General features: G+C 45.2%; 15 protein-coding genes and 1 tRNA gene. 3 read left to right on the top strand and 13 right to left on the bottom strand.

Annotated features, from left to right (window positions below; genetic code table 11):
- Positions 1-74, top strand: a tRNA-Met gene (locus tag NIT04_RS18980).
- Between the two features lie 326 nt (positions 75-400).
- Here the strand turns inward: NIT04_RS18980 and NIT04_RS18975 are convergent.
- From NIT04_RS18975 to NIT04_RS18930, 10 genes are all read right to left on the bottom strand, one after another.
- Positions 401-844: a DinB family protein gene (locus NIT04_RS18975; RefSeq protein WP_252505043.1), complete on the bottom strand. Its 444-nt coding sequence runs from the start codon at positions 842-844 to the stop codon at positions 401-403.
- A 303-nt stretch (positions 845-1,147) separates the two neighbouring features.
- Positions 1,148-1,567 carry a S1 domain-containing RNA-binding protein gene (locus NIT04_RS18970; protein WP_239433347.1) on the bottom strand — a complete coding sequence of 140 codons (420 nt, stop codon included), beginning with the start codon at positions 1,565-1,567 and terminating at the stop codon, positions 1,148-1,150.
- A gap of 125 nt (positions 1,568-1,692) precedes the next feature.
- On the bottom strand, positions 1,693-2,109 hold the full coding sequence (locus NIT04_RS18965; protein WP_252505042.1) for a septum formation initiator family protein: 417 nt from the start codon (positions 2,107-2,109) through the stop codon (positions 1,693-1,695).
- Between the two features lie 55 nt (positions 2,110-2,164).
- On the bottom strand, positions 2,165-2,632 hold the full coding sequence (gene yabQ, locus NIT04_RS18960; protein ID WP_371922575.1) for a spore cortex biosynthesis protein YabQ: 468 nt from the start codon (positions 2,630-2,632) through the stop codon (positions 2,165-2,167).
- The gene (gene yabP, locus NIT04_RS18955; protein WP_252505040.1) at positions 2,629-2,925 is read right to left on the bottom strand and encodes a sporulation protein YabP; all 297 of its coding nucleotides are present in this window, start codon (positions 2,923-2,925) and stop codon (positions 2,629-2,631) included. Before yabP ends, yabQ begins: the two co-directional genes overlap by 4 nt.
- Before the next feature lie 240 nt (positions 2,926-3,165).
- Entirely contained in the window at positions 3,166-3,456 is a 291-nt protein-coding gene (locus tag NIT04_RS18950; RefSeq protein WP_252505039.1) for an RNA-binding S4 domain-containing protein, read from the bottom strand.
- A complete protein-coding gene (mazG, locus tag NIT04_RS18945; RefSeq protein WP_252505038.1) occupies positions 3,453-4,910 on the bottom strand; it encodes a nucleoside triphosphate pyrophosphohydrolase in 1,458 nt (485 codons plus the stop codon). Before mazG ends, NIT04_RS18950 begins: the two co-directional genes overlap by 4 nt.
- A gap of 4 nt (positions 4,911-4,914) precedes the next feature.
- Positions 4,915-6,507, bottom strand: coding sequence for a polysaccharide biosynthesis protein (locus NIT04_RS18940; protein ID WP_252505037.1), 1,593 nt, complete (start codon positions 6,505-6,507; stop codon positions 4,915-4,917).
- Positions 6,508-6,818: 311 nt separating this feature from the next.
- Positions 6,819-8,744: an iron ABC transporter permease gene (locus NIT04_RS18935; protein ID WP_252505157.1), complete on the bottom strand. Its 1,926-nt coding sequence runs from the start codon at positions 8,742-8,744 to the stop codon at positions 6,819-6,821.
- 38 nt (positions 8,745-8,782) lie between these two features.
- Positions 8,783-9,769, bottom strand: coding sequence for an ABC transporter substrate-binding protein (locus NIT04_RS18930; protein ID WP_252505036.1), 987 nt, complete (start codon positions 9,767-9,769; stop codon positions 8,783-8,785).
- 176 nt (positions 9,770-9,945) lie between these two features.
- On the opposite strand from NIT04_RS18930, the gene NIT04_RS18925 reads away from it, so the two are divergent.
- Both NIT04_RS18925 and NIT04_RS18920 read left to right on the top strand, forming a co-directional pair.
- Positions 9,946-10,770, top strand: a complete 825-nt coding sequence (locus tag NIT04_RS18925; protein ID WP_252505035.1) for an ABC transporter ATP-binding protein — start codon at positions 9,946-9,948, stop codon at positions 10,768-10,770.
- Positions 10,763-11,455, top strand: coding sequence for an IucA/IucC family C-terminal-domain containing protein (locus NIT04_RS18920; RefSeq protein WP_252505034.1), 693 nt, complete (start codon positions 10,763-10,765; stop codon positions 11,453-11,455). The genes NIT04_RS18925 and NIT04_RS18920 overlap by 8 nt, the downstream gene beginning before the upstream one ends.
- A 49-nt stretch (positions 11,456-11,504) precedes the next feature.
- On the opposite strand, the gene NIT04_RS18915 is transcribed toward NIT04_RS18920, so the two are convergent.
- The 3 genes from NIT04_RS18915 to NIT04_RS18905 form a co-directional block, all read right to left on the bottom strand.
- On the bottom strand, positions 11,505-11,705 hold the full coding sequence (locus NIT04_RS18915; protein ID WP_256470627.1) for a HepT-like ribonuclease domain-containing protein: 201 nt from the start codon (positions 11,703-11,705) through the stop codon (positions 11,505-11,507).
- A gap of 292 nt (positions 11,706-11,997) precedes the next feature.
- Positions 11,998-12,255 (bottom strand): hypothetical protein, encoded by a 258-nt coding sequence (locus NIT04_RS18910; RefSeq protein ID WP_252505033.1) that lies wholly within the window; start codon positions 12,253-12,255, stop codon positions 11,998-12,000.
- 280 nt (positions 12,256-12,535) lie between these two features.
- Positions 12,536-13,471: a hypothetical protein gene (locus NIT04_RS18905; RefSeq protein WP_252505032.1), complete on the bottom strand. Its 936-nt coding sequence runs from the start codon at positions 13,469-13,471 to the stop codon at positions 12,536-12,538.
- Between the last annotated feature and the right edge of the window lie 222 nt (positions 13,472-13,693).

The following is a 13,693-nucleotide window of genomic DNA, read 5'->3' as shown; positions in this document are numbered from 1 at the left end:
GGCGGCGTAGCTCAGCTGGCTAGAGCGTTCGGTTCATACCCGAAAGGTCGTGGGTTCGACCCCCTCCGCCGCTATATAGAAATGCGTAGGCGGCCTGCTTAGATGCGACAGGCATAAGAAAACCCGGCGTGTGGCGCTTTTTGCCACTTAGCCGGGTTTTCTCATGACCCCGAGCATCTGGCCGCCGAAGCTGGACAATAATTGAAAAAAGCGTCCTGTCAGATGACAGGACGCTTTTTTTATGCCGAAATACGCATAAATCGCTGGAATCACGCATAAATCGAATTAAATACGCATAACTTCCTCCAAAAACGCATAAACGCCTGCAGAACCGCATAAACTCCCGCAAACGCGCATAAACTCTCCCAATCACGCATAACACATTAAAGATCTTCTCTTCTTATCGAATCGACTCGATTTGTTCCTTATGGTGCGAATCATGCCAAACAAAATCCGAGAAATATTCCCGTAATGTCAGAACATGTTCGCCGATGTTAAACGGCTTCGTCCATTCCGCCTCATCCACACCTTCAAGCCATTCAATAATTTGTTGCCGATACTTCTTTGCGAGTACGATCACTTCATCAAAGGAATGTTCTTTTGCAAGTTTTGCAGCCCGCTCATTGAACGGTCCCCACTCCACATCTTCAAGCTTCTCTGATTCTTTCATCCGTTCAAGCCGATGCTCCAAAGTGAATCGATCCCATTCCGCCATATGCATGAGAATCTCCTTTGGAGTCCATTTTCCTTCTTGATACGGTGTATCCCTCTGTTGTTCAGTCAACGAGTGCAACGAATCTGCCCATTCCAAGTAATTTTTAAGATTGCCCACAACTTCATTCATTCCAATACAGCCCCCTTTTCATTTATTATTCGGTAGTTGTAGATTGAAACCCTTGTAAAGAAAATCATTTATGGGTGTTTAGAAGCTTTTATGCGTGAAAAAATTCATTTATGCGCGTTTGGAAGTGATTATGCGTTTTTGGAGCAATTTATGCGTATTTGCCGTCGTTTATGCGCGCCTTCACGGATTTATGCGTATTTGGAAGCATTTATCGTATCCGAATTAAAAAAACGACCTAACATCTTATTAGATGTTAGATCGCTCATAAGAGATTCATTTCCACTAATTGAAACAGCCAGCAAGTTACCCTCTTCTTGCGCCACGGCCACCGCGTTTAGATTCTGTTGCTCTTTTCAAAGTTGAAAGGCGTTCTTCACTGTCTTTCATGAATTTAGCCATCTTTTGCTCGAAATTCTCTGGACGGTCATTATGGCTAGGACGGCCACCGCTGTGACGAGGACGTTGAGGGCGTTGAGGACGTTCAGCTTCCGGTTTCGCTTTTCTAATCGATAAACCGATTTTTCCGTCAGTGCCGACATTCATCACTTTCACTTCAACCATATCGCCTACTTTTAGGTGGTCATTGATATCCTTCACATAATTGTCCGCTACTTCACTAATATGGACCAGACCAGTTGAACCGTTCGGCAGTTCGACGAACGCACCGAAGTTTGTGATCCCTGTAACTTTCCCCTGTAACTTGCTGCCTACTTCAATTGACATAAAAAAAATGCTCCTCCTTAAGATTTAAACGGCCACTTTTCAGAAGCCTTTTACCATATGGCGAGTCCTGCAAGTGCAAGATCCTTACTTTCATTATAGCCAACAAAAAAAGAGTGTCAATAAGACTACTCTTTTCCGTCATCTTTTTCGTCTTTTTTCTTCTTATTTTCTGGGACGGTGAAGATGATTTCATTTTTATCAGATAAAAAATATTCTTTCCGTGCAAGCTTGGCAATATAGTCATCGTCATCCAATTTCACAAGCTGTTTTTTAAGAAGTTCTTGCTCTTCCTTCACTTCTTCCAACTTGGCGAGCGTTTCCACTTTTTCCTGTTCTATCTCTTGCAGCGTCTGCTTTTGCTGAATATACATTTTCGTCATACCGCCGAGCACCGCGAAAGCGATCACCGCATAGATGAACAGTTTCTTCTGAAGCCGCTTCTTCTGCGTGTTTCTCCACATTTCTTTTTTGCGCAACGAGCGGATATATTCAGTTTCAATCGATGCAACGGTCTTGGATGATTTCCTTTTCCTTTGCTCCATGTCCTGCACTCCCTCTCATTACAGTTCGAAATCCGTTAAGTCTAGTAATTATACATTATTTCTCAGCGGATTTAAAGAGAGAGTCAGAGACTTTATAATAAAGAAAGATGAATGGAGAAAGAAGAAATCTCACAATCTTGATGAGAAGCTGGAACGTTCGGCTGATGATCTTCGCCACGAGCCTGACGATGAACCAGATCGGCTTGATAATCAACATGTTCAGGATTCTACCCAAAAATCTGAAAGGCCGGTGGAAAATCGAGGCGTATAAAAGCATTCCGCAAATTTGAGCAACCGGGTCATACATCCTCCATGCCCCATCCCGGACGACGAAAAGAACGTAGAACGATGCACACCCGATTACAATCCATCCGACCACTTCCAAGGGGACCGCGTATTTCCGGATGATCGATTTCTTACCGGTCGCATCCACGCCCGTTCCGATCAAATCCATCAAAACCCCGGCCCCGATGCCTGTCCCAATCATTGCAAGAAGACTAAGAAACTGGACGGAGAGACTCATCCAAACAATTTATGGAGGAAACCGCGTGAACCTGCATCTTCTTCGTCATATTGCATCGTGGTGATCGTGCCTTCCAATGTAAGAAGCCCTTTGTCTACATCCAAATGGACGATGCGCAGCTCCTCCCCGCGGATTACTAATACTCCTTGAGAAGTCCGTACGATGAACTCCTCTTGGTCGAACCGATCGATTGTTTTGACAGATGTAAGATCCATTCTTTTTCGATTTCTCATTGTGATGACATGATCCCCTGATGGAATTGCGTATGTTGGATTGTCGGTCTGGATTTGCATACTATTCCTCCTTTGCTTGTACGTTCACTGCCATCCTATGCGCCCAAATAAAAAAACATGACAGGAAAAGTTCCTGTCATGCCAGCCTGTTGACAAACGCTCGCATCCGTTGTTGCCCGTGTCGCTCGTCCGCTCATGAACCTTAGTTCTATTCGCGTCTTCGCTCCACTTCGCGCCTAGGCTGACAAGCGTTTTCAATCAGGCTGAGGATATGTCTATTTATCGTGTTTTTCCCTGATATCAATCTTCATCGTCAATAAATTCAGGTTCCACCTTGTCCAGCTTCTCTTCCTTCAAGATCGTATACATAGATGCAGCGTCTTCTTTCTTCGTTGAATCTTTCAGTGCCTCGACTTTTGCCGTTACAATCTTTTGTCCGAATCGGATGGCAAGCTCGTCGCCCGGTTTGACGACCGACGATGCTTTTGACACCTTGCCATTGATCGTAATACGGCCTTGGTCTGCCACTTGCTTCGCCAATGTCCGTCTTTTAATCAGACGTGAAACCTTCAAAAACTTATCTATTCTCATTCCTTTTCCCTCCCCTTTGCCAGTTGCCAAAATTCCTCGAGTTCATCAAGCGTATAGGCGGAGAATTCTCCTCTCCCGTTCTTTACGCTTTGCTCGACGAACGAAAAGCGCCGTTTGAATTTCTCGTTCGCATGCGCCATCGCTTCCTCGGGGGACAGCTTCAAAAATCTCGACAAGTTGACGAGTGTGAATAGGACATCCCCCAGCTCATCCGTCTGGCTCTGCTTCGTTCCATTCGCCACTTCCTCTTTGAATTCCTGCCATTCTTCCTCAAATTTATCGAAAGCTCCTGTTATATCCGGCCAATCGAATCCGACCTTCGCCGCTTCCTTTTGGTAATTAAATGAAGTGAGCAAGGAAGAACTATGGCGTGCTTGTCCATCCAAGAGCGACTCAGCTTGCGGCTTCTCTTCTTTCTTAATCTCCTGCCAATTTTTTAAAACCTCATCCGAATTTTCCACATTATGATTGCCGAACACATGCGGATGGCGGCGAATCATTTTATCGCCGATTGACTGCAAGATATCTTCCATTGCAAAATAGCCGTCGTCCTCGCCGATTTGCGCATGCAAGAACACTTGTAGCAACACGTCGCCTAATTCCTCGATGATGCCTTCATCGTCCTCCTGGTCAATCGCTTCGAGCAATTCATGCGCTTCCTCGATTAAATACCGCTTCAACGATTCATGCGTCTGCTCCCGGTCCCACGGGCAGCCGTCCGGAGCACGTAACGCTGCGATGATTTCCCGGAACGTCGACCATTCCTTCAAACGCTCTTCGCGCTCCTCAACAGGAGGCACATAAACCGTCGTCAAATTATCGATTTCCGTCTCACGATCCAATTCGAACAACGGCACAGTCCGGAGCTTTTCCAATGAAGAGCCTGCTGCCGTCACGATTGTCACGGGATGGTCATACGCATACTTCTCCATAAGCGACAGCTTCACTTCAGAAGCGATAAACGCATCATACACTTGGCCGATCAGCACATGCTGCGTCATCATCACGTCATCGCGCTTCATGTCTGTGCCATCGAGCAACTGGAATCCTTCAATCGGATCGATCCGAAGCGCTGCAAAAATCGGATCGAGGAAGCTGTTGCCTCCTGCAATTTCAAGCTCGACTACGCCAGCACGTTCTTTTTCAATCAATAATTGAACTGTGCGCTCTGCGACGAGCGGATGGCCTGGCACGACATACGTAACCGCCTTCTCTTTTGCCATCGATAATAATTGCTCCGTAATTTCCTCATACACTTGCTCAAACGCATCATTTTCAATATAAACGTCATCGAAGCTCTCTATCGCCATGCCTTCCGCCCTTAATTCAACAATGGCCGGATGCTGGTCCGTCCTTGCAACGACGAACGCAGCTTCCTTCAGCTTCCGGTATGTGCCAAGGGACAGCTGATCAAGATCCCCGGCACCAAGGCCGATAATCGTAATTGTATTCATCCATTCACCTTCTATTTTTATTGAGACTCAATTGTACACGTGCTAACCTCTTACCGAACGGCAGCAAATACCATTCCTTCTCCGCCATTATACGTGATTTCATAACAACGACTAGGAAAACGCCCGCTCCTAATGTGACAGCCGTCAGCGCCGTCAACGTCGCCCCGGTCCGGGATGAAACATTGTCGAATAAAAACTGATCCGCTGCAAGCATCCAAGGAAAGATGACCAATGCCATCGCTAGCGTAGCGAGTAGAAGCCCACCGTAAAAACGGCTAGGGGCCAGTTTCATCGGCCACACAGTTTTGAAATAAAGAAGAAGCCCAAACGCAATTGCCGCAAAACCGATGTTCCCTGCAAGCGCTGCGCCTGTTACGTCATAGAGCGGGACTAATAATTGATTTGCAATTATTTTTATGACAAGACCGCCTAGAAGGAACAGCGTCGGGATTTTCACTTTGCCCGCTCCTTGCAATATTGCGGTCAACGGCAATATGAGCGACAGCCAAAAGATTTGAAACGCAAAGATGATCAATGCGACCGAGCCATTCCGCGTCTCAAATAGCATTTCATTCACGTATGGAAGAACGAACGCTAACCCGATCGCAGCCGCCCAACCGAATAAAATCGCCGTCCGGAACGTGAGCTGAATGAACGGCTCAGCACCTCGCCCTTCCTTTTTTGCTGCATGATGCGCAATTAGTGGGACGATTGCGAGCGCCAATGTGGAAGCGATCAAAATTCCCATCTGGACGAGTGGCTGTCCACGGTCGTACACACCTTTCATTTCCATCGCAGCCTCAGCGACAAAGCCTTTTGCCAGCAAACTATTGTAGATCATAAACGAATCCGCCATTTGAAACAGCAGCAGGATGAGCGAACTCGCGCTGACGCTCAAACTGACAAACGTCAATTCCTTCACGATACGCCACGTGTCCACTTGTATACGCGGCCCTTTATAGCCATTTTTATAAAATAGGGCAAGTATGACAACACCTAACGCCTGGCCTAAAACAGCGCCCCACATGGCCACTTCGCCAGCTTTGTAAAGGGACGCCCCTGCGCGTACAGCCACCCACGTACCAATGAGGATGATTGCAACCCGCAATACCTGCTCACCAACATTTGAAATAGCAACAGGCGTCATCTGCCCTTCCGATTGGAATGAACCTTTCAATACCGCTAGCATCGGCATCACAAGTACGATATAAGCACCTGCCCGAAGAAGCGAGACGAGTTCCGGGTCTCCCATAGCATGTGCGAAAAACGGAGCAAACGTCATGAGAATGATGAAAAACGATATGGACAATCCAGCTAAATAAAGGAAGGCGACTCGCTTGATCGCTTTCGCTTCTCCAACACTTGTGCTTCCCGCAAGCAGTTTCGAAACTGCCACCGCAAATCCGTACGATGTCCAGATAATAAAAATTCCGATGAACGGATACACTTGCTGGTAGATGAAGAACCCTTTATCCCCAACAAGGTTTTGGAACGGAATCCGGTATACCGCCGCCAGCAATTTGACGATAATTGCCGATATCGTCAATATCGATGCACCTTTCATGAATGTTTTCATATTCCAATCCGCTTTGGACATAACTGCGCCTCTTTCGATGTTTACTGTGTTACTAGTATAGCATTATCGGCAAAATCGGTTCCGCTGAATGGATGAGGAGATCAGGGTAGGGCCCATTCTTTCTTGAAGAGTTCTCGTTCCCGGGCGAAAACTTCTCATTAATGCTGAAAGAGTTCTCGTTCTCAAGTAAAAGTTCTCATTCCTATCAGAAAAGTTCTCATTCCTAAGCGAAGAGTTCTCGTTTATTCAGAATACCTTCTCGTTACCAGGCGAATAGTTCTCATTCCAGAAAAACAGCCACACGCTCCGTTGTAAACGAGCATGTGGCTGTTTCATTTCATTTTCCTCAATAAGTACAACAAATAAGGCGTGCCGATCAGCGCTACGATAAGTCCGCTCGGGATGTCTTTCGGCGCGATCAATATGCGTCCGACAAAGTCCGCCGTCACTAGGAGCAAACCGCCTAGTAAACCTGAAACGACGAGCAGCGGCAAGTGGCGGAAACCTACTAATCTACGGGCGATATGAGGAGACACCAATCCGACGAAGCCGATTGTTCCAACAATCGCGACTCCTGCCGTACTGATTGCGACTCCGACGATCAACGCCCAGACACGCGTCGATTTGACGGACAAACCGAGTCCCGATGCTACATCATCCCCGAACGTCAACACATCCAAGCTGCGTGTCAAATAGATGGCTGGACCGATGAGCAGAACGAGCAACAATAACGACAGTTGCACATCCTCCCAACCTTTTCCGTACGTGCTGCCCGATAACCAGACGAGTGCTGCAGCGACCGCCAATTTCGCCTTCACGACAAACACTTGTGTCGCGGCGGAACCGAAAGCCGATATCGCAATACCCATCAAAGCGACGAGCATCGGCTGGAAATTGTTTTTCCAAGCTGTCACCATAATGATGCCAAGAGCAATTGTAGCTCCTACTACAGCACCGAGCGGCATATACTGAACAGGAATTGCCGGAATTGCGACCAATAGCAACATCGCTCCGGCGCCACCCATCGATGTGACGCCCAACACACTTGCGTCCGCCAACGGATTCCGTAAGACGCCTTGCAATAAAACACCGGCAAGCGCAAGCATTACGCCGATGATGAAGGCCGTAAGCACACGAGGCACCCGGAAATTCCATACGACCGGTTTCATCCACTCAAGAGACCATGCCATTCCGTTATAAGAAAATGCTAATGCGAAAACAGCGACAATTAAAATCGTAACGATTGAAATGACGACCGGCAGTTTGACCGGCTTTAACGTGCCGCCCATTTGGCGATCGCCTTTCGTATGCGACTTCGCCGTCTTCCAAGCCAAATAGAGGAGCCAAGGTCCGCCAGCCAATGCTGTCATCGCCCCGACAGGCACTTCCTGTCCGGGCTGAATCAACCGGCCGAGCACATCCGCTCCGATCATCATTACAGCACCCCATAGGAATGACTGAAGGAAGATCTGCAAATGGCCACGGACGCCTAGCATCCGGACAATATGCGGAGCCATGAGACCGATAAAGCCGATTGGACCGACGACACTCACCGTCGTTGCAGCAAGCAAAATCGCGGCCGCCCATGCCATCAATTTGACGAAGCGCACATTTTGGCCAAGCGAAGACGCAACATCCTCACCTAACGACAGAATATCCATCGGCTTCGCAATGCCTAACGCAGCGATGAACAAGATGATAATCATCGGGCCCGCAAACGAGACGCCACTCCAATTTAACTGCACAAGCGTACCGGACCCCCATAAAAAGAGGCCGTTCGTCTGATTCTCGAACAACAGCTGCAATGAGCCTGTCATGGAAGCAAACAGCAAGGAGACGATCATTCCCGTCAAGGCAACCCGCACAGGTTCCATCTGCTTCCCTGCCAGAACGATGACGAGAACGGAAGATAGCACAGCGCCCGCTAACGCGACTAAGAAAGGGAAATTCCCTAGGACAGACGGAAAGAAGATCATTGAAACGACGACAAAGAAGTAAGCTCCAGCATTAATGCCAAGCGTACTTGCGGATGCCAATGGGTTATTCGTCAATGTCTGCAAAATCGCACCCGCAACAGCGAGCGCTCCACCCGCTAAGATTCCGATCGCCAGACGCGGAAGCCGGAGGGACAGCACGATATCTTGAATGCGCCCCTCCACCCAAACCTCCTTCAAAAGTTGGGAAACTGTGTAATCAGCTTGGCCTTGCGTTAGATGGATGAAGGATAAAACGACCAACAGGAAAAGACCGATGATCATAACGAACAACGATCTTTTCCCTGAAGCCTTTCCCGCCATTATTTATTAACCATCGTATCGACGATTTGATTCAACAATGTTTCGGCTGACAGCGGACCTCCATACAACCAAGTATCCTCACCGAGGTTAAATAGTCGGTCTTCTTTTACGAAATTCAAGTTTCTCCAAACGGCATTATCTTTCAATTGCTTTTCGTATACATTGTCTTCTTCCTGTACCGTATACAAATAGTTCGCATCCTCGTATTTCGTCAAGCCTTCGACATTGAAAGTGCTCGACCCGAATACTTCAAACTGGTCCGGCACGTGCACGTTTTTCAAGCCAATCTTCTCAAGGATTTGGGAAGCCATTGAATTTGGCGTGAATACCCGGATTTCCGGAGCTTGCGGACCTGTGTACGCGAGCGTCAAGATTACGTCCTTCGTCTTCAGATTTGCTTTTTCGATTTCAGCTTTCGCTTCTTCGTATTTCTCATCTAAATGCGCCAACACTTTTTCAGCTTCATCCGTCTTGTCTACAGCCTTCGCGATTTCATTGAAGGTCGTCGTCATTTCCTTGTATAAGTCAATGGACTCGTCTTCCGGATACGGATTGAAAATGACTGTTGGAGCAATCTTCTCCAAATCTTTCAGCATCGCATCGTGACGGAAGCTGACACCGATAATCAAATCCGGCTCAATTGCAGCGATCGCTTCCAAATTTGGCTCTTGCCGTCCACCGACATCAACGACGTCATCGCTCAATTCGGCGTCGATATTCACCCAGTTATGATATTCCTGGATGTCCGCCATACCAGCAGGCTGTACGCCGAGTGCAAGCAGATCTTCCGCGTACGTCCACTCAAGAACGACGACTTTCTTAGCAGGCTTATCGAGCGTCACTTCGCCGTTCGTTCCGACGATCGTAACACTGTTTTCAGATGTCTCGCCGCCTGCGCCTTTCTCTTCTGTTTTCTTCGATGAACAACCGGCTACTAAAATTACACTGAGAGCCAGCAACAATAATGCTTTCATATATCTATTCATGTTTTACCTCCACGTTGATAATCATTATCAGTTAGTAGTGTAATCTTTCGGACTGTCATTTGTAAAGTGTTTTCAACAAATTAATGATTATCATTCTCAATTGGTTGAGAATATGGTATGCTTCTTAGTAATGAGTTCATACCTTTTTAGGATAAATGAAACGGAGGCATTCTAGTATGCACCCTACTATAAATACGAAAGACCTTTCCATCGGTTATGAAGATCGTCTTCTTTTCGAAAATTTAAATTTGGCTATCCCGCGCGGCGAAATTACCGTCTTCGTTGGTAGCAACGGTTGCGGAAAGTCCACATTGCTACGCTCGATCGCTCGTTTGTTGAAGCCTTCGGACGGCTCCGTCTTGCTGGAAGGGAAAGATATTCATTCCATGTCTTCCCGCAGTGTCGCGAAGAAGATGGGCATCCTTCCACAAGGTCCCGTCTCACCTGAAGGATTGACGGTTCACGACCTCGTTAAACAAGGACGCTATCCTCACCAATCGTGGCTTTCCCGCTGGACGGCGGAAGATACGAAGAAAGTCGAGGCAGCGATGGAAGCAACCAAAATAAGCGACTTACGCGACCAGGCAATCGATACGTTATCGGGCGGCCAGCGCCAGCGTGCGTGGATTGCGATGACGCTTGCCCAGGACACGGACGTCATTCTGTTGGATGAGCCTACGACATATCTTGACATGACGCACCAAATCGAAATTTTGGACCTCTTGTTTGAGTTGAATGAACAAAAGGGCCGCACGATCGTCATGGTGCTCCATGATCTGAACTTGGCTTCCCGCTATGCCCATAATATTGTCGCTATTAAAGACGGCGGGGTTTACGCACAAGGCAGACCGGAGAATATCATCACTTGTGACCTCGTCCGCGCGGTGTTCGGCATGGAATGCCAAGTGTCGACGGATCCCCTTTTCGGAACGCCGCATTGTGTTCCATACGGCCGTGGACGCTGCGTAGTACAGCAAGTAAGGAGCAATGCAGGTGCCTAAGCTGAACGACGAGCACATTGCATCGCTGGAACGATTCGGCGTGTTTTTGAACAGGCAGCCTGATGTATTTACGAACGCTCAAGCAATTTTGTCGGAAACGGCTAGCACTGAATTACTTTCGGAAATTAAAGCATTAACCGACGCGCCGACAGATGCCGTGGGGGCTTCCATTTATATGAGGAGACACGGTTTCTTCATGACGGGGCTGTTCCATATGCTCAGCAAGTTCAACTTGCTCTTTACCGGCAAATTGGAGGACGTCTCTTTATTCATCGAAAACGGGACGATTCAGTTTAACATTCGATCTGAATCATTCAAAGACGTCCAAGATCGGCACGAAGCAATCCGTTATATTCTCGAACAGTATGGGCATCCAGTCGTCGAATATTTGGGCAAGCGCGCGCATGTTTCCAAGCTGATCCTGTGGGAGAATGTATGGGGCTATGTACTTTGGATGTATTCCATGCTTCTCAACGAAAACTGCCCCTCTGCACAGAGCGATCTCGATTACTTATTGCTGGATGAAACCTGGAAGCCGCATATGAGGCGCTCACCCTTTAAACAGTTTTTGCAGAATGAAGAGGCACTTGCAGCCATGTCAAATTACAAACGAACGACTTGCTGTCTATTAAAGGAACTGCCTGATACGGAGAAATGTCCGTATTGCCCGTTAAATAGAACATGAAAACAGCCTACCCGCACCGATGCTTACCGGTACGTGCAGGCTGTTTTTTTTATTGTTTCTCATCATGAATACCTATGCAGGAGTGCTCATCTTCCAACTGTAAAAACACCTTTGTGAACTGTTTGAAATCGTCTATATGTTTATTTAAAATAGATTCTAAAATATCGATATCTAATACTTGATAGCCATTAACAGCAATGTTGCAGAAGCCAAGCATATTCAATAATGTTCCCGCAAGATTTGCTTCAATCTAACCCGCTTCGTGTAAAAGCTTAAATGCTTCAAGACTCGTTTTTAGAACTCCAAGTTTACGCTAACTTACTGCATGTATAGCCAAGTCAATAAAACATCCACCAAGTCCACTTCTCGCACGCCTATTAAGGCAAGCTCATTCCCACACTTTCAATCTATCTCTGTCTGAAATAGATTATCCGTGAAGATTGGGGAATTTTAAACCGTTATTATCGGGGGCTTTAACAAGGACCTAAACCCTATCAATTCAACTGTAACCTGTATTTTAGTTGCAGACATATTTGTTAGTTTTAATTGTCTAAATCGTTATCGAGAAATGATTTCCTTGGTTCTTCAGCCTTTTTCACATTATACTTTACCTCTTTTTCTCTCATTAGCAATAAAATAACTCCTAAAACAACAGCAATAATGCTAAAGATAATTAATGAATAACCCACTGCTGATTGCCCACCATAATTCACTTTAGCTATTGAGACTGATATCACATTTGCACTATAAAGTATTGCAGATATCAAGATAAAAATAACTCCCGAAAAAGTTTTCATCATAATTTTCTCTCCACCTTTAATCCACTTTTATAAAATTCAATTACCCTACTTTTTTCTTATATTACATTGGCAAATAGTTATCCTAACATCCTTCCAAACTCCAAAGATTATTTCTATACACACATTACAGTGATTGTTTTGTGCAACTATATGAACATTGGAAAGACCGTTAGCATTATACAATCATTATATCGTATGAGCGTGAATAGATATAAAAAAACGACCTAGCACCGAAATCTAGGTCGTCTTTTATGTTTCTCTGTGTTTCAGTTTCTATCAATCAATATTTTGTTTGAGCATGTGTAGTAATAGTATCAAAACTCGTACTAGTTACGCCTGCCCAACTAATTGCAGGTCCACCATAAGAAAGACTATATGAATAACTAGAGCTAACAGTTGTTTTTGCATGAGAATAGTTTCCATATGCATTAATATAAACTGGAACTACAGATGAATTTTTTGCAATTTTATAATACATGTAACCCTCTAAGTCAACAACTCTTGAAGTGGATGTATTATCTTTCAAATTCATTTTTACACCGTAGCCAGCACCTTGTTTATTCCATGCATTACTTGCTGAAGTATAAGTTGCATTCCCCCCATATAGTCCACCTTGCATTGGATGTGTAGTTGTCCAAAGTTGTTGGCCATGCTGGGTTCCTGCTAAAGGAGAAAATGTTGAGTCTATGGAAATACTTAGAGTATCGTAACTTCTTGTAACAGGTATTATATCCCACACAAACTTGTTGTGAACTCTTATGTCTCCGCTAATTCTTTGAATCGATGTAGTAAGTCTTCTATAGCTTGTTTGAGCTGATCCTGTACTAAAAGGTTTGATACTACTCTTTGCAGCTTCTACTCTTTTAAAATATTCTTCTTCACTTAATTCAGTTGAAATGTAATTGGGATTCTCTTCACTTGTTTCCAAGCTGAAAAGTTGAGGTCCTGGAACACCTTCACTGATCTCATAATACTTTGTAGTTTCAGTTTTTGATTCTAATACAAGATCTTTGTTTTCGTCAAAAATCTCTTTATCCATTTGATCGATTGCCAAGTCAGTAAAACCTAAATCTTTAAGATTCTCATATTGTTCTTCTGTAATCTTTATCCCATTAGAGTTAGTTATTTTGTTTTCGGCTGCACTAACAGGATTTTGAAGCATAAAAAAGATAAAAATGGTAAAAAGAGAAATTGTATAACTTATTATCTTCTTCATTTTTTTCCCCTCCACTGTATTTATTCTTGGTGTCCACGTAACGCTAACATAGTTCTTCTTGCTATTTAATAGATTTTTCAAAAACGGGTAATAGCTACTAGTAAAATTATGAATAATACTCAATAAATAGATATACTCTTTATCACTATTCTTTCTTTTTCAGTAATTTATAAATAAAAAGAACTACTTTTTTAAAAAAATTACATATTCTCATTGTTCTTT

It is taken from the genome of Sporosarcina sp. Marseille-Q4943, from assembly GCF_943736995.1.
Taxonomy (GTDB): domain Bacteria; phylum Bacillota; class Bacilli; order Bacillales_A; family Planococcaceae; genus Sporosarcina.
Note: the sequence above shows the minus strand (reverse complement) of the source record. Positions and strands in the feature narration are given on the sequence as shown.